Below are 23270 nucleotides of genomic sequence, written 5' to 3' on the forward strand. Positions count from 1 at the left end.
TGCAGCCAGCAGAAGATTGTACCAGATGACCTCGCCCTTTGATCGAAGACGTGTGCCTTCGATAGCATAGTTCTCTGCGTCTCGGAACTCCTGGGGGTTGCGTGGGTAGTCTGCCGCCGCCCATGCTTTCAATTCCTCCATCCGTTGGTCGACAAAGCCTGTTTTGCATATCTCGCGACAGAGTTTTGGCATTCGTGCATAGACGCCTTCCACCGAGTCATCCCAAAGATCTGTCATTGTTTGCTCCAGGATCGGCCGGTTGTGATCGAGAATTTCTTTGAAAGTGCGCTGGTAGATGATCTGTAAAACCTTTAGCAGGTCTTGGGAGTTTTCTTTGCCCAGATAGGTACGGATCCGCTTTCCACCTTTGTCGGTGGAAAGGTAGTAGTAGGCATGTTTGCCGACCTTTTTTCGTTCGATGAAACCAGCAATGTCAGCGTTTCCATTTTTGTCCAGCAACTGGGAGATCCTCTGGTTTCGCTTCAGTTCGTTTTTTACGCTCCTTTTGACGGGTATGGATCATTCGGATGCCTCCTCTCTCTAATCGCCTGTTTTTGGTTTAGGTAAGTATTTAAAAATATATGGGTCAGGCGTCCCTATGTATATGATAATCCTTACCTAGATCATCCTCTTGACAACCTGACAATTGGTGCTATAATCAATTTGCAACTTAGTTGCAAATCTTATATTCAGTCGTTTATCCACTGCGGAGTTTCGAGGACTTTCCACGAACTGCGGAACTGAGGAGTTATATATGCAGGAAGCACTGTTAGAATCACTTATAGATAGCATTAAACTGATCCCTTTCCTCCTTGTGACCTATCTGGCCATGGGGATGCTGGAACGAGCGGCCAGTGAGCGGTCAAAGAAAATCATCAGAAAGGCAGGCGTAGTTGGGCCGGTCTGGGGTGCGCTGATCGGCGTGATTCCCCAGTGCGGGTTTAGTGCTGCGGCCTCCTTCTTTTATGTGGAGAAAGCCATCACGCTGGGAACGCTGATCTCGATCTATATGGCCACCTCGGATGAGATGCTCCCGATCTTCCTGTCGGAGCACGTGGCAGCATCCACCATTGTGGGGATTCTGGTAGCCAAGGTGGTCATCGGCATGGTCAGTGGTTTTCTGATCGAGGCGATGTTCGGATGGATGGCACGTAGACGCCGGATCCCTGCGGATTTCAGTGGTGAACTGGGGACCGGCTGCGGGTGCGCAGCAGATCTTCTCATCGATTCTGTGCGGAAGACCATGCAGGTGTGGTTTTTTATTCTCATCGTATCTGTGGGAATCAGTATCATCATGGAAGCGGTGGGACAGCAGGCTATCTCCAGCCTCATCGGCAATGTGCCGGTGGTGGGTGAAGCGGTGGCAGGCCTGGTAGGGTTGATCCCCAACTGTGCAGCCTCTGTGATCATCACGCAACTCTATATTGATGGAGTTATCGGGGCAGGACCCATGATGACCGGTCTGTTGGCCAGTGCCGGTGTGGGGCTGTTGGTACTTTTCCGGGAGCATCACAACCCACGACACGATCTTCGCATCGTGGGGCTGCTATACATAGTGAGCGTGACCTGGGGCGTTGTGATCGAACTCCTGGGTATCAGTTTTTGAGAGGTGTGTGATGGGGAAAACCTACAAAACCGAAGGGCGAAAGAAGATCATGGATATCCTGCGTCAGTCTGGTGGGGTTCCTCTCAGTGTCCCGCAGATCGAGGGGAAACTGCAGGAGGGAGGCAGTCCACTCAACAAGACGACGATCTACCGTTATCTGGACAAGCTGGAGGACAGCGGCGATGTAGTGAAGTACGCAGGCGACGAGGGCAGGAAGGCTTTGTTCCAGCTGGTGGACAGGAAGCACCGTTGCGATCAGCATCTTCATCTGAAGTGTGTGGAATGCGGTGCATTGCTGCACCTGGATGGGCCGACGATGAGCACACTGGCGGAACAGGTCTACACGGAGCATGGGTTCATGATCCAGTGCAGGAACTCTGTGATCTACGGATTGTGTCAGGAATGTCTGAAGAAGGAATGGATGTCTGATTAGGAATCCTAATAATGTACATCACAATTCTATTCTTGAATAAATGCCACTGGAATGGTATACTTACAATAAATTAGTATCCGTATTTTAAAGGGAGGTTACGACTATGATATATACAAAGGAAGTCGAGAACATGTGCCCGGTGGGCAGAATGGATGCGACTCATGGACCTTCGCCGATTCCGGAAGAAGGGAAATGGGTGCAGGTCAAGGAAGTAAGCGACATCTCCGGCCTGACCCATGGTATCGGCTGGTGTGCGCCACAGCAGGGTGCATGTAAGCTGACTCTTAACATCAAGGAGGGGATCATCCAGGAAGCGCTGATCGAGACCATCGGATGCTCTGGTATGACCCATTCCGCAGCCATGGCGGGAGAGATCCTGGTGGGGAAGACCGTGCTGGAGGCACTGAACACCGACCTGGTATGTGACGCCATCAACACTGCTATGAGAGAGTTGTTCCTGCAGATCGTCTACGGAAGATCTCAGTCCGCATTCTCAGAGGATGGTCTGGCAGTAGGCGCCGGTCTGGAGGACCTGGGCAAGGGCACTATCAGCCAGGTGGGTACCATCCACTCCACCGAACTGAAGGGACCGCGTTATCTGCAGCTGACAGAAGGATACATCCTGGAGCAGGGCCTGGACGAGGAGAACAACATCATCGGGTATAAGTACATCAATACCGGAAAGATGCTGGAGTTCATCAAAAACGGTGACGATCCAAAGGATGCCATCGAGAAGGCGACCGGCACCTATGGAAGATTCGACGAGGCGGTCAAGAAGATCGACCCGAGGAAGGAATAGGAGGTGCAGGATATGGAATTGTTCGAAAACTATGAAAGAAGAATAGACGGCATCAACAAGGTCATGGCACAGTACGGTATTGAGAGCCTGGAAGAGGCGCGCAAGATGTGTCAGGACAGGGGATTTGATCCCTACGAGATCGTGAAGGGCGTGCAGACGATCTGCTTTGAGGACGCTTGCTGGGCCTATGTGCTGGGCGCTGCCATCGCCATCAAGAAGGGCGCTACCGCAGCGGCTGACGCAGCCAAGGCGATCGGCGAGGGGCTGCAGGCATTCTGTATTCCCGGCAGTGTAGCAGACGATCGTAAGGTCGGTATCGGACACGGTAACCTGGCCTCCATGCTTCTGGATGAGGACACCGAGTGCTTCGCCTTCCTGGCAGGCCACGAGTCCTTCGCGGCGGCAGAGGGTGCCATCGGCATCGCCAACTCCGCCAACAAGGTCCGGACCAAGCCACTGAGAGTCATCCTGAACGGATTGGGCAAGGATGCCGCCAAGATCATCTCCAGGATCAACGGTTTCACCTATGTGCAGACAGAGTTCGACTTCTTCACAGGCGATCTGAAGATCGTGGAGGAGAAGGCGTACTCCAACGGAGACCGGGCGAAGGTCAAGTGCTACGGCGCGTTCGACGTGAGAGAAGGCGTGGCGATCATGCACCATGAGAACGTGGATGTTTCCATCACCGGAAATTCCACCAATCCAACCCGTTTCCAGCACCCGGTAGCGGGTACATATAAGAAGGAGAGAGTCCTTGAGGGCAAGAAATACTTCTCCGTGGCATCCGGTGGCGGCACCGGAAGGACCTTGCATCCGGACAACATGGCAGCAGGACCTTCTTCTTACGGCATGACCGACACCATGGGCAGAATGCACTCTGACGCGCAGTTCGCCGGCAGTTCCTCCGTCCCCGCGCATGTGGAGATGATGGGCTTCATCGGCATGGGCAACAACCCGATGGTAGGTGCCAGCGTGGCTACCGCCGTCGCTGTGCAGGAACACTGCAATTAAAAGTTGGTGATCCAGCCCTGCTTGCGGAGGGCAGAAGGGAGATGAATCGTCAATGGAATACTTTTTCAGTCACATCGGATACATCCTGTTGGGCGGTCTGTTCATCGCCGGCATTTGCATCGTGTGGGCTTTTGCGGCCATGAAATGGCATGCGGAGCTGGAAGAGGAAGGAATCGACCATGTGGCCCACTGCACCAAGGAGGGTTGTGCTGGTTGTTCCTTTATGGCCAAGTGCGGAACAGAGCGCAAGGATTGATCCGTTTGAGAAAGTTAACGAGGAGAGGGCTGCTTACACAAAGCAGCTCTCTTTTTGTGAATGTACGATGGGTTTTTGTAACCCACTTGCAACCTGTGCTTTTCTATGTTAACATAGTAAAGTGCGAAAGGAAATAACTATGAAAATCGATAGAAACAGAATGACGAGAGAGGAGAAGACGCAGCTGGAGCTTCACTCCCTCTACCAGAAATACGGTTACTCCAGGTTCAAGATGGGCAAGTTCGAGGACTATGATCTGTATGTACGGAACCGGGACTTCATTGCGCAGGAAAGCATCATCACCTTCAGCGATCGTAGTGGCAAACTGCTGGCGCTGAAACCGGATCTGACGCTCTCCATCGTCAAAAACTACCGCTATCAGCCTGGAATCACCCAGAAGGTTTACTACAGCGAGAACATCTACCGGGCATCCAAGGTGGACGGCTCTTACCGGGAGTTGACCCAGACAGGGCTGGAGTGCATGGGAGATGTAGGACTTTATGACACCTTTGAGGTGACCATGATGGCCCTGAAGAGTCTGTCCGCCATCAGCAGCGACTACGTGCTGGAGATCTCGCATATGGGCGTTCTGGCAGATCTGCTCAGCAATCTTGAGGAAGGTCTGCAGGCACGGCTTCTCAAGTTGATCGGTGAGAAGAACAGCCATGATCTGGAGCGAGTTTGCCAGGAAGAGGGCGTGGCTCTGGAACTTGTGGAAGCGTTGAAGACAGTAGTCAATACCTACGGGGATTACAGAAAGGTCCTGAAGAAATTCAGTACCCTGCCTCTGGGAGAACGGGGGAAGGAGGCGCTGCAGCAGCTGTCCGATGTAGTGGGGTTGCTGTCCAGTTATCGGATGACCTCCAAGGTCAATCTGGACTTCTCCATCGTCAACGATCTCACTTACTATAGTGGTATCCTATTCAAGGGATATATCGCAGGGATCCCACAGGCTGTCCTTTCCGGCGGCCGTTATGACACACTCATGGGCTACATGGGCAAGAAGGGTGGAGCCATCGGGTTCGGTGTCTATCTGGATGAGTTGGATAGATTGGATCCGGGGAGCCGGGATTACGATGTGGACGTGCTCTTTCAGTACACCCTGGAGGATGATCTGCGCCTGATGTACAAAGTCATACGAGAACTGATTCACGGCGGGCAGACTGTTTTGGCAGAGAAAGAGATCCCGGAGAAACTCAAGTACAGAAAACGCATCAGATTAGAAGGAAATGAGGTCATCACGGTTGAAGAATATGATTAACGTAGCGCTGCCGAAGGGCAGACTTGGCAAGAAAGTATATAAGATGTTCGAGGAGGCCGGTTACGATTGTCCAGAGCTTCTGGAGGATAATCGTAAGCTGATCTTCGAAAACGAGGAGAAGGGGATCCGATTCTTCTGGGTCAAACCCAGCGATGTGACCATCTACGTTGAGCGAGGCGCCGCAGACATTGGAATCGCGGGCAAAGACATTTTGCTGGAATACCGGCCGGATGTGTTCGAGGTGCTGGACCTGCAGATGGGAAAATGCCGCATGGCAGTTGCTGCCCCAAAAGGCTTCCGCTACAACCCGGAGAGGACGCTTCGGGTGGCCACCAAGTTCCCGGGAATCGCCCGCAGCTTTTATGGAGAGAAGAACCGGGACATCGATATCATCAATCTCCACGGGAGCATAGAACTGGCCCCAATCGTAGGTCTGGCGGACGTGATCGTGGATATCGTTGAGACTGGGAAGACTCTGAAGGAGAACGAACTGGAAGTCATCGATACCGTGGTGCCCATCAGCGCCCGGCTCATCGTCAACAAGTCCGGGTTCCGCTTCAAGACCAAGGCCATCGAGTCTATCCGGGATGCCCTGGCCAGCGCAGTGGAAGGAGGAAACCATGAGTAGATTCCTTCACAGCCGTTTTTTGGCTCTGGATGCGTATACACCAGGAGAGCAGCCCAAGGATACGGTCTATACCAAACTGAACACCAACGAGTCACCTTACCCGCCTGGTCCCAGGACCGTGGAGGCTGTACAGGATGCCCAACGAGCCAGGAGCCTGCGGCTCTACTGTGATCCGGATGCTACCGCTTTGAAGGATGCTCTGGCAGAACGTTACGACACATCGCGAAGCAACGTGTTCGTATCCAACGGATCCGATGATATCCTGAACTTCGCGTTCATGGCCTTCGGAGAGCAGGGGGTGAAATACCCGGCGATCTCCTATGGATTCTATCCGGTATTCTCCCAGTTGCACGGTCTTGCGGAACACAGGATCCCGCTGAAGGAAGATTTCTCCATTGATCCTGCGGAGTACGCGGGGAACGATGCGCTGGTCGTCATCGCCAACCCCAATGCTCCGACGGGCATTCCTCTGGAGCTTGAGCAGATCCGGGAGATCCTGGAAGAGAATCCGGATCAGGTGGTGGTCATCGATGAAGCCTACATTGATTTTGGCGGAGTCTCCTGCGTCCCTCTCACAAAAGAATACGAGAACCTTCTGGTGGTCCAGACCTTCTCTAAATCCAGAAGTCTGGCGGGAGCTCGGCTGGGGTATGCCATTGCGGCGGCCTCTCTGATCGCAGATCTGGAAACCATCAAATACTCCACCAACCCTTACAATGTCAATACCGTGTCGGCAGCAGCGGGGTGTGCGGCTTTGTCCGAGGAGTCCTATTATCAGGAGAACTGCCGAAAGATCCAGGAGACCCGTGAGAGGGCGGCTGCGCGGCTTTCGGAACTGGGATTTCGTGTGATCCCCTCGGTTTCTAACTTCCTGTTCGTAAGCACAGATAGGATCGGCGGGAAGGAACTCTATGAGAAACTGAAAGATCGTCATATACTCATAAGACACTTTGACAATCCGGCCATCAGTGAGTACAATAGAATCACAATAGGTACTGATGAGGAAATGGAGATCCTCTTTGCGGGCATTGAGGAGATCCTCGGAAAGGAGTGGGTATGAGACGGGGAAAGATAGAGCGGGCGACCGCGGAAACACAGATCAAGCTCATGCTGGAACTGGATGGTGAGGGGAAATACGATGTGGACACGGGATGCGGATTCCTGAACCACATGCTGGAGCTCTTCACAAGACACGGCAGGTTTGATCTGGCGATCCGTTGCCAGGGAGACACCCACGTGGATTACCACCACACCGTGGAGGATGTGGGAATCGCGCTGGGGCGCGCGTTCACACAGGCGATGGGAGACAAGCGTGGCATCCGCCGCTACGGCGATATCGTGCTCCCTATGGATGAGACCCTGATGATCTGCGCGGTGGATATTTCCGGTAGAGACTACCTGGGGTTTGACGTACAGATTCCAACGGAGAAGGTGGGGGATTTGGACACCGAACTGGTGAAGGAGTTCTTCCTGGGGTTTGTGCGCAATGCCGGGGTGACCCTGCATTTCAAGCAACTGGCAGGAGAGAACACCCATCACATCATCGAGGGGATGTTCAAGGCGTTTGGACGAGCCATGGGTCAGGCGGTTGCAATTGATGAACAATTCAAAAACCAAATACCATCGACGAAAGGTGTGATATAATGATAGCGATAGTGGATTACGGCGTGGGTAATATCTTTTCCCTGTCCAGTTCTCTGCGGGCGATCCACGAGGAGGTGGAACTGGTCAGTGATCCGGCCAGGCTCCGAGAGGCAGATAAGATCATTCTGCCGGGAGTAGGCGCGTTTGCGGATGCTGCTCGGAAACTGAAGGAGTCAGGTCTGGAGGAGGTCCTTCTCGAGAAGTGCAGGCAGGGGACTCCTCTTCTGGGGATCTGTCTGGGAATGCAACTGTTATTCGAGGAGAGCCATGAGTACGGGGTGACCCCGGGTCTTGGGCTTGTGAAGGGCAAGGTGGTCTCCATGGTGCCTGTCGTACCGGAGAACTACAAGGTCCCACACATCGGATGGAACGAGCTCCATTTCCCAAAGGATAAGGAGAAGAGCCCGCTTTTCCGGTATGTGGAAGAGGGGAGCCACGTGTACTTTGTCCACTCGTTCTATGGGACGGAGTGTGAGGCATCGACGATCGCTACCACAGAATACGGTGCGGAGTTGACAGCAGCGGTCCAACATGGTAATGTTTTTGGTGTTCAGTTCCACCCTGAGAAGAGCAGTGTGGTGGGGCAGAAGATCCTGAAAGCATTTTGTGAGATGGGAGGATAACGATGAAGATTTTTCCGGCGATTGACCTGAAGGACGGACAGGTCGTAAGACTGCTGAAAGGCGATTACAACAAGATGACTGTGTACGCAGAGGATCCACTGGAGGTGGCGGAGGAATTCCAGGAAGCCGGTGCGGAGTATTTGCACGTGGTGGATCTGGATGGCGCAATTGACGGAAACACTCCCAACTTTGCGGCAGTCAGGGACATCATCGAGGGAACAGATCTGAAGGTTGAGATCGGCGGAGGCATCAGAAACGAGGAAATCGTCGTTGATTATGCACAGATCGGCGCCCTGCGTGTCATCATCGGGACTATGGCCATCAAGGATCCTGAATTCACTTCCAGAATGATCCGTAAGCACGGCAAAAACGTTGCGGTGGGCGTTGATATCGCTGATGGCAAGGTGGCCATCGAGGGTTGGACCAACGTAACAGACACCACTACGGACGAGATGTTCAGCAACCTGATCGATGAAGGGGTCAGAACGATTATCTGTACGGATATTGCCAAAGATGGCGCCATGGAAGGAACCAACGTGGAGCTCTACCGGAAACTGGTGGAGGAGTACGGTGGTTATGTGGATATCATCGCATCCGGGGGGATCTCCTCACTGGAGGATCTGGATCGGATCGCAGAGATCGGCGTGCCGGGTGCGATCATCGGCAAGGCGCTCTACACAGGAGCACTGGATCTGGCAGAAGTCATAGAGAGATATAAGGATTAGATATGATCACGAAGAGAATCATACCGTGTCTTGACGTGCGTGATGGACGTGTGGTCAAGGGCGTGAATTTTGAGGGGCTCCAGGACGTATCTTCGCCTGTAGAGCTTGGGAAGTATTACAGCGATAATGGGGCGGATGAGCTGGTGTTCTACGACATCACCGCCTCCAGTGAAGGACGCAAACTCTTTACAGAGATCCTCACCGAGGTGGCCTCTACCATCTTTATCCCCTTGACAGTAGGAGGCGGGATCAACACATTAGAGGATTTTGACCGGGTGCTGAAGTGCGGCGCGGACAAGGTTTCCGTCAATTCCGGAGCCATTCGGGATCCGGAACTGATTGGAAGGGCAGCCAAACGCTACGGTGATCAGTGTGTCGTTCTGTCCGTGGATGTGAAGAGGGTGGATGGTCGGTTTACCGTGTTCGCCAAGGGCGGCAGGGAGAACACCGGCATCGATGCCATCGAGTGGATTCGACGGGGAGAAGCAAACGGTGCCGGGGAGATCGTGGTGAACAGCATCGATACCGATGGTGTCAAGCGCGGATTCGATATCGAGATGCTGAAGGCGGTGTGTGATGTGGTGAAGGTGCCGGTCATTGCCTCTGGTGGAGCAGGCTCCATCGAAGATTTCAAGGAACTGTTTCGCGAGATTCCGGATATCGACGCGGGATTGGCCGCTTCCATCTTCCACTTCGGAGAGGTGGCGATTCCGGACCTGAAGAGAGAGTTGGCGGCAGAAGGAGTGAATGTTAGAAGATGATCAATATAGAGGAACTGAAATTTGATGACCGGGGACTGATCCCTGCCATCGTCCAGGACGTACACAGCAAGCGAGTGCTCACTTTGGCATATATGAATCGCGAGAGCCTTGCGATTACCCTGAAGGAGAAGAAGACCTGCTTCTGGTCAAGGTCCCGGCAGGAACTGTGGCGAAAGGGAGAGACCTCCGGTAACTACCAGCATGTGGTGAGTATCATTGCAGACTGTGACAGAGATGCGCTGACGGTGCTGGTGGAGAAAGATGGTCCTGCCTGTCATCTTGGAACGGATTCCTGCTTTGAGTTCCCGGTGGTGGGCGAGGTGGATGTGCCCGCAGATCGGTTTGACCTGGAGACGCTGTACGAGATGTTGCAGGACCGAAAGGAGAAAATGCCAGAGGGATCCTATACTTCCTACCTCTTCGAGAAAGGGATCGACAAGATCCTGAAGAAGATCGGCGAGGAATCCACAGAGGTGGTCATCGCAGGCAAGGCGGAGGATCGAGACGAGACGGTCTATGAGATCGCGGATCTGGCTTATCATGTGATGGTGTTGATGGTGCAGATGGGGATTAGCGTGGAGGATATCCGCAGCGAACTGGAATCCCGTCACATCATCGACCACAAGGTTAAACAGGAGAAAATGACAAAATGAAGATCCTGAACCGGGACTGCGATTACAACCTGCACACCCACACCTGTTACTGTGACGGGAAGGGAACGCCGGCGGAGATCGCAGTGGAAGCGCGGAAGCTTGGATTTCGGATGCTGGGTTTCAGCGGGCACGAGTATGCGCCCCATGATCTGGATGCCTGCATGAGTCCCGAGAGCACAAAGCAATACAACCTTGAGATCGAGGAACTGAAGTCACTCTACCAGGGAGTGATGGAGATTCATCGCGGCATCGAGCGAGACTATTTCGGAGGACCGAATGGATATACATACGATTATGTAATCGGCTCGGTCCATTACGTGCAGAAGAACGGGGTATTCATCTGTGTGGATGACACGCCCGAGATACTTGCCGAAGGTGTAGAGAAGCACTACGGCGGTGACTGGATGGCCATGGTGGAGGATTATTATGCACTGGTGGGCGATGTACGTCGGAAGACCGGGGCGGATATTATCGGGCACCTGGATCTGGTGACCAAGTTCAATCACGACAATCGTTTCTTTGATGAGAACAGTACCAGATACAAAAAAGCTGCCCTGAGGGCTGTGGCGGCTCTGGCAAAGGACAGGCCGATCTTTGAGATCAATACCGGAGGCATGGCCCGTGGTTACAGGGACAGGCCATATCCGGCGGATTTCATTCTGGAAGAGATCAGCAGACTGGGATGTCCGGTGATTCTTTCCAGCGACTGCCACGATGGAAGGAGTCTGGATTTTGGATTCAGAGAGGTTATAGAGCATATGGAGAGGGGCTGTTGAACAGCCTCTTTTTTCGTGCATTCTCACGCCAGGTGTAGCTGGAGAGAATGCCCAAAAAACCAAAAGCCCTCGTTTACGAGAAACAAGGTCTTTTGGTTGCGATATTTATTTAATTAAGAAAGAACGTTCAAAAGGGGGATTTCTCCACACCTTTTGACGATTTAATTTTATAACATTTTTTGTATGAATGCAAGTGGTATGTGATATTTTTGTGAAAAAATGTTTTATCGTTTGAAAAGTGGTGTGTATGGTGTTAGAATGGTACACAGCGGCAGGCTTTGTGCCTGCGATCATGATAAAAGCGAGGATATAAGGATATGACTAAGAAAAAGAAACTGATCATCGGAATATCATCCGCGGCTGTGATCGTGGTGATATTGGCGTTATTGCTGATATTCGTCTTTGACGTATTTGGACTCTTTACATCGTCCTATCGTCTTGATTACGACAAGTATATCAAGCTCGGGAACTATAAGGGACTGGAATACGACAAGATCAGCGTCTCCGTTTCCGACAAGGAGGTCAAGGAGGAGATCAACAACCGTCTGGAGGCGAAGACAGAGACCAAGGATGAGACCAGCGGCACTGTCAAGGACGGGGATACCATCACTATCTCCTATGTAGGCAAGATCGACGGAAAGACATTTGCCGGCGGCAGTGCGGAGAACAGCACCATCACCATCGGAGAGACCCAGATGATCGACGGATTCATAGATGGACTGATCGGCAAGAAGGTCGGCGACAAGGTCACCCTCAACCTAAAGTTCCCCAAGGATTACCAGAATGAGGACGTAGCCGGCAAGAAGGTCGTGTTTGACGTGACGATCAAGTCCAAACAGGTCAAGAGCACTCCTAAGTATAATCTCGATTTTGTGAAGGAGAACAGCAACAGCAAGACACTGGAAGAGTACGAGGCCTCCGTCAAGAAGGACCTGGAGAAACAGAAGACAGAGTCTGCAGAAGACGGTGTCAAGCAGACCCTGTGGTCCCAGGTGGTGGCTTCCTCCAAGGTCAAGAAGTACCCGAAGAAGCAGCTGGCCTATGAGGAGGAACAGTTCATCAAGAAATACAAGGACATGGCCAAGAGTTATGGGGCTACATGGAAGGACTTCCTGAAGCAGTATATGCAGATGTCCGAGAAGGATTTCAACAAACAGACCAAGGAGTATGCTAAGACAGTCGTCGCCCAGAAGCTGACCATGCATGCCATCGCTGAGAAGGAGGATCTGGAAGTCAGCAGCAAGGAATATAAGAACAGATTGGACGAATTGCTGAAGCAGGCAGGATTCACCAAGGAGCAGTTCCAGCAACAGTACAATCAGTCTATCGAGGAGTACGCGAAAGCCAATGACTTTGGATCCAGCTTCCTGCTCGAGAAGGTGGAACAGTTCATCTTGGATAACGGCAAGGTGAAAGCCGCTGCAGACAAGGATTCGAAGAAAGACTAGAAACAGAATCGCAGCGAGACAGATACTTGAGCAACATGTGCGGGGAGGGGTTTCCTTCCCCGTTTTTCTTGTGGCACGGAATTGTTTTTTGTAGTAAAATAAGAATGAATCACTATGAGAAGAGCATAAGGAGGCAGAGATGAAGTGTCCGTATTGTGACAGCGATGATACCAGGGTGATCGATTCCAGACCGACGGAGGACGGTCATGCCATCAGAAGGCGAAGAGGTTGCGAACACTGTGGCAAACGGTTCACCACCTATGAGAAGGTAGAGGAATCCATCATCATGATCATCAAGAAAGACGGACGCCGTGAGGCGTTTGACCGAAACAAGGTGATCAACGGGATTATCCGCGCCTGTGAGAAACGGCCTGTCTCCCTTGCGGAGATTGAGCAGATCACAGCGAACATAGAGCGAGGGTTGAACAACCTCATGGAGAAAGAAGTGAAAAGCGATTTTATCGGTGAACTGGTTATGGATGAACTGAAGAAGATCGACGAGGTCGCCTACGTCCGATTCGCATCTGTATACAGACAGTTTACCGATGCCAATACTTTCATCAAGGAAATCGAGGAACTGCTTGCAACCAAGAAGAATTAAGAAGGTGAAACTATGAACAAGATCATCAGAATCGCGGTAGATGGCCCCAGTGGCGCCGGAAAGAGCACCATTGCCAGGAAAGTCGCGAAGAAACTCGGAATCGAATATGTGGATACAGGAGCTATGTACCGTGCGGTAGCCTACAAGATGACCAGTGAAGGGATCGGCCCTGAAGAAGGGGAGCGCATCGAGGCTGTGCTGAAAGACACCGTCATCGATTTCGATCAGGGAGTCATCACCGTGGATGGCACAGAAGTGGAGAGCAAGATCAGAACGCCGGAGATTTCCGAGGCGGCCTCCATCTATTCCGCTCTTCCCCCGGTGCGGGCCAGTCTGGTCCAGGCGCAGCGGGAGATCGGGCATCGGAAGAGTGTGATCATGGACGGCCGCGATATCGGTACCAACGTGTTCCCGGATGCGCAGTACAAGTTCTACCTGACGGCAACTGCAGAAGAGCGCGCGGACCGGCGTTATAAGGAACTGGTAGAGCGTGGGCAGGAAGTCGTGTACGAGGAAATACTGGAGGATATCCGGCAGAGAGACCATAACGACATGACCAGAGTGCTGAATCCTCTAAGGAAGGCAGAGGACGCCATCGAGGTGGACAGCACCCACATGTCTATCGATGAGGTAGTTGACTTCATCTACGATAGGGTGGTATAATATATATTGGTTTTTCATCGGCATGTTTCCATGCTATAGGGGTGTCAGGAATGATGGAGGAGATATGCGAATCAAGTCATTGCCTGAGAAGGAAAGACCAATTGAAAAAGCTGTTGCGCAGGGGGTAGGTAGTCTGACGAACACAGAGCTTCTGGCATTGATCATCCACACCGGAACCAGGGAACGATCATCGATCCATCTGGCGGAGGAGGTGCTGGCGGTCTGTGACCATGGGATCCGTGACCTGGGGGCCGTGGAGTTGGAGGATCTGACTGCGATCAGAGGGATCGGAGAAGCCAAAGCCTGCCGTATCATAGCAGCGATCGAGTTGGGTAAGAGAATGGCCACGAGCAGAAGTGCCAGAGGGGATTATCTGGAGTCTGCAGGGGACGTGGCCTGTATGTTCATGGAAGAGCTTCGTTACGCAAGGAAAGAGCACTTTCGGACGGTTTTGATCAATACGAAGGGACAGGTGATGTCAGTGGACAGCGTCTCTGTGGGAGAGTTGTCCAGCACGGTCGTTCACCCGCGGGAGGTGTTTGGAAACGCGATCAGGAAGAGCGCTGCGGCGGTCATCCTGGTACATAATCATCCAAGTGGAGATCCCAATCCCAGCAGCGAGGATATCACGACGACAGAGAGGCTCGTCAGAGGGGGAGAATTGTTAGGCATAGATGTCCTGGATCACATCATCATCGGAGACGGCGTATACTGCAGTTTCCGGGAGATGCATCTGATCACAGTGGCCAGTTGATTCCTAGGAGGAAATGATGAGCAAAGTATATCTAGTAGCTTCGGGAAAGGGTGGAACCGGAAAGACCATGTTTGCTGCCAATCTCGGGGCGTCTTATGCTCAGATGGGATATAAGGTCGTCGTGGTCGATATGGATATGGGCCTTCGTAATCTGGATCTCTATTTCGGGTTGGAGAACAACGTTGTGTTTGACGTGTTTGATGTGATGACGGGTGTCTGCCATATCAAGCAGGCGTTGGTCAGAGACCGCCGTTTTGACAACCTGTATATCATCGGAGCGTGTCCGGAGCGGGATAACGGAAGCATCACGCCGTTACATGTGAAAGTACTCTGCGAGAGACTGAAGCAGCAGTTCGACTACGTGATCGTGGACTCTCCCGCAGGGATCGACGATGGGCTCGTGCTGGCCTCCGCAGGAGCAGACGCGGCCATCATCGTTTCCACGCCAGAGTATGCAGCGCTGCGGGATGCGGATACCCTTGACCGGGAACTGCGCAGGCTGGGAATCAAGCGCCGTTATCTGGTGCTGAACAAGCTGATCGCCGAGATGATGAACGCCGGATACATCCCCAAGCTCAGGGTGATCGGCAATATAATGAAAGCCGAACTGCTGGGGATCATACAGTTCGATATGAACATCAACATCTCCACCAATCTGGGGGAGCCTATCGTCCTCAAGAAGGACTCCTATATCTCGGAGAATTTCCACGAGATCGCAAGGAGATTACGCAACAGAGAGAAGGAATAAATGACGGAGCTGCGCATGCAGCTCTTTTTTGTAGATTTACGGGAAGAGCCCGCATTTCTTCTTGACATGAATGCTCTCCAACAACTATAATATAAAGGATGTGGATATTTAAGGGTTAGATACACACAAGCAGAAACGTTCTTTATATATTTGACAATTGACAATACGAACAGAAAAGGAGGTGCTTTTATGTCTCTGATTACTGTTATCGTCGGGATCGTAGCCATTCTCTTAGGAATATTGATTGGATATATACTCAGGAAGAATATTGGCGAAAAGACAATCGGCAGCGCCGAGCAGAAGGCCAGGAACCTCATCCTGGACGCGGAAAACAGATCCGAAACGATAAAGAAAGAAAGACAACTAGAAGCAAAGGAAGAAGCGCATAGGATGCGCAGCGAGGTTGAGAAGGAAGTTAGAGAGCGGAGAGCCGAGGTCCAGCGTTCCGAGAGAAGACTGGTCCAGAAGGAGGAAGCTGTCGACAAGAAACTCGAGAGCATCGAGAAGAAAGAAGAACGCATATCCCAGCACGAGAAGGACATCGTGCGCAAGAAGAACGAGCTTGAGAAAACCCTGGATAGACAGATTGCTGAACTGGAGAAGATCTCCGGGTACACTGCAGACGAGGCGAAGGCCCTTCTGCTGGAGGATATCGAGAAGGACTGCCGCAAGGAGGCGTCCCAGCTGATCAAGGAAATCGAAACCAAGGCCAAGGATGAGGCTGACAAGACCGCCAAGGAGATCATCACCGGCGCCATCCAGCGCTGTGCGGCAGATCATGTGGCGGAGAGCACCTTGTCCGTTGTCAACCTGCCCAGTGATGACATGAAAGGGCGCATTATTGGACGTGAAGGGCGGAACATTCGCACTATTGAGACCCTGACCGGTGTAGATCTGATCATCGATGATACTCCGGAAGCGGTCATCGTGTCCGGTTTTGACCCCGTGAGAAGAGAAGTCGCCAGAATCGCCCTGGAGAAACTCATCGTGGACGGACGGATCCATCCTGCCAAGATCGAGGAGATGATCCAGAAGGCCCAGAAGGAAGTCAACCAGACTATCCGCGCTGAGGGTGAGCAGGCCACCTTTGAGGCTGGCATCCACAATCTGCATCCTGAGCTGGTCAAGCTTCTTGGAAGGCTTCACTACAGAACTTCCTATGGGCAGAATGTCCTTAAGCATTCGATCGAGGTCAGCCATCTGGCAGGTCTGATGGCCGGAGAACTTGGTTTCGATGTGAAACTGGCCAAGAGAGCCGGACTGCTCCACGACATCGGCAAGGCTCTGGATCATGAGTACGAGGGGACCCACGTGGATATCGGTATCCAGATACTGAAGAAATACAAGGAGTCCGAGGCCGTGATCAACGGCGTAGCTGCTCACCACGGGGATTACGACCCCAAGACACAGGAAGCCGTCCTGATTGCCGCAGCTGACGCACTTTCCGCCGCCAGACCTGGTGCCAGGAGAGAGACTCTGGATGTCTATATCAAGCGACTGGAGAAGCTGGAGGAGATCGCCAACACCACACCTGGTGTGGACAAGTCCTATGCCATCCAGGCCGGAAGAGAGATCCGCATCATCGCCAAGCCAGAAGAGGTCAAGGACGATGAGATCGCTCTGCTTGCCAGAGATATCTCCAAGAGGATCGAGTCCGAGCTGGAGTACCCGGGCCAGATCAAGGTCAATGTTGTCCGGGAGACCCGTGCAGTTGATTATGCGAAATAACTATTTTTATAGGCCGCTGCCGCAAGGTTGCGGCCTGATGTGTAACAGAGGAACCTTATGATCTATTTGGATAACAGTGCTACGACCAGACAGGATGACCGCGTGACAGAGAAGATGCTGCACGCCATGCGGGAGGATTTCGGCAACCCTTCCTCCCTGCACACCCTGGGGCTTACGGCGCAGAACCTCGTGACTGAGGCACGCAGGGAGATGGCTTCTGCTTTGGGAGCCCGCCCGGAAGAGATCGTATTTAATTCCGGAGGTACAGAGGGAGACAATACGGTGATCGACGGCGCCATGAGATCCGGCAGACACCGGGGGCATAAGCTGATCACTACAGAGGCCGAGCATCCGGCTGTGCTGGAAGCCTGCCGTCGGCAGGAGCAGGCAGGTGCCCAGGTGGTTTATCTGAAGGTAGATGAGAAATGCCGTCCAGACATGGAGCAACTCGCTGCGGAACTGGATGAGGAGACAGTGCTGGTCTCCATGATGGCGGTAAACAACGAGATCGGGACCATATTCCCGGTGAGAGAGGTGGCGGATCTTTGCCACAGGCACAAAGCTTTGTTCCACACGGACGCCGTACAGGCGCTGGGGAAGATCGATCTGGGGAACACCGGTGCGGACTTCATCACCATCAGCGGGCACAAGATCCACGGACCAAAGGGTATTGGCGCGCTTTGGGTCAGGAAGGGAGTCAATCTGCCGGCCTATATCGTCGGCGGGGGACAGGAGAAGGACCGCCGGTCAGGAACGGAGAATGTTCCGGGGATCGTCGGTCTCGGAGAAGCGGTCAAACTGACCAGAGAGGAACTGGCAACCTGTGAGGCTGTTCGCGACGGCAGCGAGCTGGCGGGGATGTATCGCGTCAGACAGTATCTGCTGGACGGCCTCAGAGAAAGCATTGGGGACATCCGCGTCAACAGTCCGGAGGATCCGAAGGAATGCGCCGCATCGGTGTTGAATGTCTCCTTCCTGGGGACCAGAGGAGAGGTGATCCTCCACACACTGGAGGGAGAGGGGATCTACGTGTCCACCGGTTCCGCCTGCTCCTCGAACAAGAAGGGAAGGAGTCATGTGCTGAAGGCTATGGGGCTTTCAGACAAGGAGATCGAGGGTGCGATCAGATTCAGTCTGTCCAGAGACAACACGATCCAGGAGATGGACGTGGTGATCGAGAAGGTGAAGCAGGCAGTGGAGCGGTTCAGGCTGCTGGGCAGCTTTCGCTGATAGAGGAGAAGTGCTATGAACGAACAGAATATTCTCATCGTGCGCTGCGGCGAGGTAGCGTTGAAGGGGATGAACAAGCCATATTTTGAAAAGACGCTGGTAGAACGGATCCGCCGGAACCTGAAAGGATTTGATGGGGTGGATGTGAAGCGCCACGAGGGACTCATTTTCGTGAGAAGTCCCAGGAAGCATCAGGAGCAGGATCTGATCCGGGAGATCAGCAAGGTCTTCGGAGTCGCGTCCATCAGCCCGGCGGTGGAAGCTCCTAGCGACCTGGACGCCATCGGAGAAGAGGCCGTACGGTTCATGCTGAAGCAGATCGAGGAGAGGGGCATCAAGACCTTCAAGGTAGAGGCCAAACGAGCTGACAAGCGATTCCCGGTGAAATCCCCGGATATCGCCAGAATCATCGGAGCCAAGGTGCTTATCGGCTGCAAGGTGCTTTCGGTGGACGTACATGAGCCGGACTGCAGGCTGTTCGTAGATTTGCGGCCGGATCGGACGTACATTTATGATCAGAAGATCTCCGGATTCGGAGGACTTCCTCTTGGTACCAACGGAAAGGGAATGGTTCTTTTGTCCGGTGGGATTGATAGCCCTGTGGCAGCGTGGATGATGGCCAAGCGAGGGATGCTTATCGAGGCAGTCCATTTTCACAGCTATCCCTATACCAGCCAGCGCGCCCAGCAGAAGGTGGAGGAACTGGCCGGGATCGTGGCTGGCTATACAGGGAGATTCAAGATGCATGTCATCAACCTGCTGCCGATCCAGGAGGAAATCGTGAAGAACTGTCCGGAAGAGGAGACTACGATCTTGGTACGTCGTTTCATGATGCGCATCGCTCAGGAGATCGCCCGAAAAGCCGGTTGTATGATGTTGATCACCGGCGAAAACCTGGGACAGGTTGCCAGCCAGACCGCGGAAGCGTTGGTGGTGACCGATGCCTGTGTACAGATGCCGGTGATGCGGCCGTTGATCGCCATGGACAAGGTGGACATCATGGACAAAGCCCAGGAGATCGGTACTTATGAGAAGTCCATCGAACCTTATGAGGATTGCTGTACTGTGTTCCTGCCCAAACATCCCACTACCAAGCCCAGGCTTGCACAGATCGAGGCATCCGAGTCGAAACTGGATGTAGAGGGGCTGGTGAAGGCCGCGGTAGAGTCTCAGGAGACCATTCAGATCGAAGTACAGTAAGATGTATACCAAAAGAAGGTGATTCGATTCCGAATCACCTTCTTTTCGTATAAAGCCACACTGAAAAAACACCATTTATTACTTGCAAAAAGTATACAAGTATGGTTAAATAAATATGGTGTGGATTTGTGTTTGTGAAAAATATAACTTTCACAGGGCATCCGCATCAGCTAACGTCAGACGGTTAAAAACCTCCCTCGGGAGAGGGACCGTTATTATAATCTAAGGAGGCATTTACATGAACTTTCTACAGACGAAGGAACAGGAATTCGTAAGGAAAATGGTAAGAGACTTCGCCGAGACCGAAGTTGAGCCATTGGCTGCTGACATCGACAAAGAGCACAGATTCCCTGAAGAGACTGTTGCCAAGATGGCAGAGCTCGGCATGATGGGTATCCCGTTCCCAACCAAGTACGGCGGAGCTGGCGGAGACGAGATCTCCTATGCGATCACCGTGGAAGAACTGGCTAGAGTATGTGCATCTACAGCGGTTATCGTTTCCGCACATACATCCCTCTGCTGCTGGCCGATCTACGCTTACGGTACAGAAGAGCAGAAGATGAAGTACCTGCCTGACCTGCTGAAGGGTCGTAAGCTTGGTGCTTTCGGTCTGACCGAGCCTAACGCAGGAACCGATGCTGGTGGACAGCAGACAAGAGCGGTCCTGGACGGCGATGAGTGGGTTCTGGATGGAGCCAAGGTGTTCATCACCAACGGTGGCTATGCAGACACTTTCGTAGTCATGGCTATGACCGACAAGAAGAAGGGTACACACGGCGGAATCAGTTCCTTCATCGTAGAGAAGGGTGATCCGGGATTCTCCATCGGTAAGACCGAGGACAAGATGGGAATCCACGCCTCCTCCACCACAGAGCTGATCTTCCAGAACTGCAGAATTCCTAAGGACAGACTGCTGGGAGAAGTTGGTGACGGATTCAAGGTAGCCCTGTCCACACTGGACGGCGGACGTATCGGAATCGCTTCCCAGGCTCTGGGTATCGCACAGGGTGCATTCGATGTTACCGTTGACTACATGAAGGCCAGAAAGCAGTTCGGAAAGAGACTGTCCCAGATGCAGGCACTCCAGTTCGAGATGGCTGATCTGAAGACAAGAATCGAAGCTGCAAGACTCCTGGTTTACAGAGCTGCGTTCCTCGAGGATGCTCACAAGCCTTACGGTGAGGCCGCTGCCATGGCTAAGCTGTTTGCTGCTGAGACTGCAATGAAGGTAACGACTAAGTGCGTCCAGTTCCACGGCGGATATGGATACACCTGTGATTATCCGGTTGAGAGAATGATGAGAGACGCCAAGATCACTGAGATCTATGAGGGTACCTCTGAAGTTCAGAAACTCGTAATCGCAGCTAATACTTTCAAATAAAGATAAATAGGAGGAATTAGAAATGGCATTCAAGATTATCGTATGCGCAAAGCAGGTACCTGATACAAACGTAATCAAGATCAATCCGAAGACCGGAACCCTGATCAGAGACGGTGTACCAAGCATCCTGAACAATGACGATGCTAACGCTCTGGAAGAAGCATTGAAGATCAAAGATAAATATCCAGATACAACCATTACCGTTATCTCCATGGGACCGCCGCAGGCTAACGATCTGCTGTTCGAGTGCATCGCTAAGGGCGCTGACGAGGGTATCCTGGTATCCGACAGAGCAGTTGGCGGATCCGATACATGGGCTACCTCCAACACACTGGAAGCAGCTGTACGCAGATGGGTCAAGGACAACGGAGATTTCGACCTGCTGTTCACCGGAAGACAGGCTATCGATGGAGATACCGCTCAGGTTGGACCGCAGCTGGCTGAGAAGCTGGGACTGCCTCAGGTTTCCTACGTTGAGGAATTCGAACTGGCTGAGGACAGAAAGTCCGTTACCGTTAAGAGACAGCTCGAGGATGGTTATGAACTGATCGAGGTTCAGCTGCCTTGCCTGCTGACCACCATTAAAGAACTGAACACTCCGAGATACATGAGCGTGAACGGCATCTATGGTGAGAAGAACATGAAGACCTGGAACGCCAAGGACATCGAGGTTGACCTGACTAAGGTTGGTCTGGAAGCATCCCCGACAAACGTATTCAGATCCTTCACTCCTGCTCCGAAGCAGCCGGGCGTCAAGATCGAGGGCGACACTGAGAACGAACAGGCTAAGAATCTGCTGATCAAGCTCAAGGGTAAGCATGCAATCTAATTTGGAGGAGGAAATATAAATGGCTATTAACATTATCAAAGAAAAATGTATCGGTTGCGGACAGTGCTTCAAGAGCTGCCCGAAGGACGCATTTTATTTCGAACCATATGATGGAAACAAGCTCGGCAAGGTTGCTGCAATCGGACCTAGCTGCGACTTCTGTAACCAGTGCCTGACCGCATGTAAGTTCGGTGCGATCGAAGAGAAGAAGATCGAAGTTCAGGCTGACCTGGATGACTACAAGCACGTTTGGGTGTTCGCAGAGCAGAGAGACGGCAAGCTGATGAACGTTGCTCTGGAGCTCATCGGTGAGGGCTATAGACTGGCCAAGGAAATCAGCGAGGATACGCAGGTTTGTGCAGTTCTGCTGGGTTCCGAAGAAGACATCACTCCGCTGGTTGACGAGTGCTTCGCATACGGCGCAGAGAAGGTCTACAAGATTGCCAGCCCGGTTCTGCAGCACTACACCACAGACGCATACACCTATGCTCTGAAGGAAGCCATCGACGAGTACAAGCCGGAGATCGTTCTCTACGGTGCTACCCACATCGGAAGAGACTTCGCTCCGAGAATCGCTGCTCGCTGCAACACCGGTCTGACCGCTGACTGCACCAGACTGGACGTAAGAGTTTCCAGCTACATCGAGTTTGCCAAGAAGAACACCACTCTGGATACTTCCACACTGGATCCAGATGATCCTTCCACCGGCATCAAGCAGACCCGTCCGGCATTCGGCGGAAACCTGATGGCTACCATCATCTGCCCGAGAACCAGACCGCAGATGTCCACCGTACGTCCTGGCGTAATGCAGAAGAGAGAGCCTGTTGAGGGTGCTACCGGTGAGGTCATCGATGTGAAGACTACCGTTTCTGAGGACGATATCCACATCACCATCAAGGACGTTGTCAAGTCCGCTAAGGAAATGGTTTCCCTGACTGATGCTGATATCATCTGCTCCGGCGGACGTGGACTGGGCGATCCTTCCGGTTTCGAACTGATCAAGAAGTTCGCTGACAAGGTTGGCGGCGTGGTTGGTTCCTCCCGTGCAGCTGTTGACGCTGGCTGGATCGATCACTCCCATCAGGTTGGACAGACTGGTACCACCGTTAAGCCGAAGATCTACTTCGCTTGCGGAATCTCCGGCGCTATCCAGCATCTGGCTGGTATGCAGACCTCCGATTGCATCGTTGCCATCAACAAGGATCCGGATGCTCCGATCTTCGAAGTTGCTGACTTCGGTATCGTCGGTGACCTGTACAAGGTGATCCCTGAGATCATCGAGGAGTGGGACAACGCAGAAGCTCTGTATGACGCTTCCACAAGAGCATAGTCCGCTCAACATAATATTGTCACACAAACGGGACTGCCATTCATTGGCAGTCTCGTTTTTTCAGAATTTCTGTGGCCGGAAATACAGCCGTGAGGATATGAGAATGGCTGGCCCCAATGACATATTGACGAATGCCGGATTATGCGGTATCCTAGATGGAAAGACTAACTCTAAAAGGAGAC

Annotated in this window: 25 protein-coding genes; all 25 read left to right on the top strand. The window is 52.6% G+C overall.

Annotated elements, in window-relative coordinates:
• Positions 1–754: 754 nt before the first annotated feature.
• The 25 genes from P156_RS0100405 (at position 755) to P156_RS10985 (ending at position 23088) form a co-directional block, all read left to right on the top strand.
• A complete protein-coding gene (locus P156_RS0100405; protein WP_027868457.1) occupies positions 755–1606 on the top strand; it encodes an arsenic efflux protein in 852 nt (283 codons plus the stop codon).
• A 10-nt stretch (positions 1607–1616) separates the two neighbouring features.
• Positions 1617–2039: a Fur family transcriptional regulator gene (locus P156_RS0100410; protein WP_051600447.1), complete on the top strand. Its 423-nt coding sequence runs from the start codon at positions 1617–1619 to the stop codon at positions 2037–2039.
• A 103-nt stretch (positions 2040–2142) separates the two neighbouring features.
• A complete protein-coding gene (locus tag P156_RS0100415) occupies positions 2143–2838 on the top strand; it encodes an iron-sulfur cluster assembly scaffold protein (RefSeq protein ID WP_027868459.1) in 696 nt (231 codons plus the stop codon).
• Between the two features lie 12 nt (positions 2839–2850).
• Positions 2851–3849: a GGGtGRT protein gene (locus P156_RS0100420; protein ID WP_027868460.1), complete on the top strand. Its 999-nt coding sequence runs from the start codon at positions 2851–2853 to the stop codon at positions 3847–3849.
• A 52-nt stretch (positions 3850–3901) separates the two neighbouring features.
• Entirely contained in the window at positions 3902–4105 is a 204-nt protein-coding gene (locus P156_RS0100425) for a hypothetical protein (protein ID WP_027868461.1), read from the top strand.
• A 139-nt stretch (positions 4106–4244) separates the two neighbouring features.
• Entirely contained in the window at positions 4245–5366 is a 1122-nt protein-coding gene (locus tag P156_RS10970) for an ATP phosphoribosyltransferase regulatory subunit (protein ID WP_051600448.1), read from the top strand.
• A complete protein-coding gene (gene hisG, locus P156_RS0100435) occupies positions 5359–5994 on the top strand; it encodes an ATP phosphoribosyltransferase (RefSeq protein WP_027868462.1) in 636 nt (211 codons plus the stop codon). Before P156_RS10970 ends, hisG begins: the two co-directional genes overlap by 8 nt.
• Positions 5987–7054, top strand: a complete 1068-nt coding sequence (gene hisC / locus P156_RS0100440) for a histidinol-phosphate transaminase (RefSeq protein ID WP_027868463.1) — start codon at positions 5987–5989, stop codon at positions 7052–7054. The genes hisG and hisC overlap by 8 nt, the downstream gene beginning before the upstream one ends.
• Complete coding sequence (gene hisB / locus P156_RS0100445) at positions 7051–7638, top strand: imidazoleglycerol-phosphate dehydratase HisB (protein WP_027868464.1); 588 nt, start codon at positions 7051–7053, stop codon at positions 7636–7638. The genes hisC and hisB overlap by 4 nt, the downstream gene beginning before the upstream one ends.
• A complete protein-coding gene (hisH, locus tag P156_RS0100450) occupies positions 7638–8261 on the top strand; it encodes an imidazole glycerol phosphate synthase subunit HisH (RefSeq protein WP_027868465.1) in 624 nt (207 codons plus the stop codon). The genes hisB and hisH overlap by 1 nt, the downstream gene beginning before the upstream one ends.
• Positions 8262–8263: 2 nt before the next feature.
• On the top strand, positions 8264–8986 hold the full coding sequence (gene hisA, locus P156_RS0100455; RefSeq protein ID WP_027868466.1) for a 1-(5-phosphoribosyl)-5-[(5-phosphoribosylamino)methylideneamino]imidazole-4-carboxamide isomerase: 723 nt from the start codon (positions 8264–8266) through the stop codon (positions 8984–8986).
• 2 nt (positions 8987–8988) lie between these two features.
• The gene (gene hisF, locus P156_RS0100460; RefSeq protein ID WP_027868467.1) at positions 8989–9747 is read left to right on the top strand and encodes an imidazole glycerol phosphate synthase subunit HisF; all 759 of its coding nucleotides are present in this window, start codon (positions 8989–8991) and stop codon (positions 9745–9747) included.
• Positions 9744–10400, top strand: coding sequence for a bifunctional phosphoribosyl-AMP cyclohydrolase/phosphoribosyl-ATP diphosphatase HisIE (gene hisIE / locus P156_RS0100465; protein ID WP_185752092.1), 657 nt, complete (start codon positions 9744–9746; stop codon positions 10398–10400). Before hisF ends, hisIE begins: the two co-directional genes overlap by 4 nt.
• Positions 10397–11176 (top strand): histidinol-phosphatase HisJ family protein, encoded by a 780-nt coding sequence (locus P156_RS10975; protein ID WP_051600450.1) that lies wholly within the window; start codon positions 10397–10399, stop codon positions 11174–11176. Before hisIE ends, P156_RS10975 begins: the two co-directional genes overlap by 4 nt.
• A 317-nt stretch (positions 11177–11493) precedes the next feature.
• A complete protein-coding gene (gene tig / locus P156_RS0100475; protein WP_027868469.1) occupies positions 11494–12624 on the top strand; it encodes a trigger factor in 1131 nt (376 codons plus the stop codon).
• Between the two features lie 139 nt (positions 12625–12763).
• Positions 12764–13225, top strand: coding sequence for a transcriptional regulator NrdR (gene nrdR / locus P156_RS0100480; protein WP_027868470.1), 462 nt, complete (start codon positions 12764–12766; stop codon positions 13223–13225).
• 12 nt (positions 13226–13237) lie between these two features.
• Positions 13238–13888, top strand: a complete 651-nt coding sequence (gene cmk / locus P156_RS0100485; protein WP_034801972.1) for a (d)CMP kinase — start codon at positions 13238–13240, stop codon at positions 13886–13888.
• Positions 13889–13952: 64 nt separating this feature from the next.
• Positions 13953–14642, top strand: coding sequence for a DNA repair protein RadC (gene radC, locus P156_RS0100490; protein ID WP_027868472.1), 690 nt, complete (start codon positions 13953–13955; stop codon positions 14640–14642).
• Between the two features lie 16 nt (positions 14643–14658).
• A complete protein-coding gene (minD, locus tag P156_RS10980; protein WP_185752093.1) occupies positions 14659–15390 on the top strand; it encodes a septum site-determining protein MinD in 732 nt (243 codons plus the stop codon).
• A gap of 189 nt (positions 15391–15579) precedes the next feature.
• On the top strand, positions 15580–17118 hold the full coding sequence (gene rny, locus P156_RS0100505; RefSeq protein WP_027868473.1) for a ribonuclease Y: 1539 nt from the start codon (positions 15580–15582) through the stop codon (positions 17116–17118).
• Positions 17119–17175: 57 nt separating this feature from the next.
• Entirely contained in the window at positions 17176–18348 is a 1173-nt protein-coding gene (locus P156_RS0100510) for a cysteine desulfurase family protein (RefSeq protein ID WP_027868474.1), read from the top strand.
• Positions 18349–18363: 15 nt separating this feature from the next.
• Positions 18364–19548 (top strand): tRNA uracil 4-sulfurtransferase ThiI, encoded by a 1185-nt coding sequence (gene thiI / locus P156_RS0100515; protein ID WP_027868475.1) that lies wholly within the window; start codon positions 18364–18366, stop codon positions 19546–19548.
• Between the two features lie 238 nt (positions 19549–19786).
• A complete protein-coding gene (locus P156_RS0100520) occupies positions 19787–20929 on the top strand; it encodes an acyl-CoA dehydrogenase (protein ID WP_027868476.1) in 1143 nt (380 codons plus the stop codon).
• Between the two features lie 22 nt (positions 20930–20951).
• Entirely contained in the window at positions 20952–21758 is an 807-nt protein-coding gene (locus P156_RS0100525) for an electron transfer flavoprotein subunit beta/FixA family protein (RefSeq protein ID WP_027868477.1), read from the top strand.
• A gap of 19 nt (positions 21759–21777) precedes the next feature.
• Complete coding sequence (locus tag P156_RS10985) at positions 21778–23088, top strand: FAD-binding protein (protein WP_034801975.1); 1311 nt, start codon at positions 21778–21780, stop codon at positions 23086–23088.
• The last annotated feature ends 182 nt before the right edge of the window (positions 23089–23270 follow it).

Origin of the sequence: Eubacterium sp. AB3007 (genome assembly GCF_000688015.1) — a bacterium.
GTDB lineage: Bacteria > Bacillota > Clostridia > Peptostreptococcales > Anaerovoracaceae > Aminicella.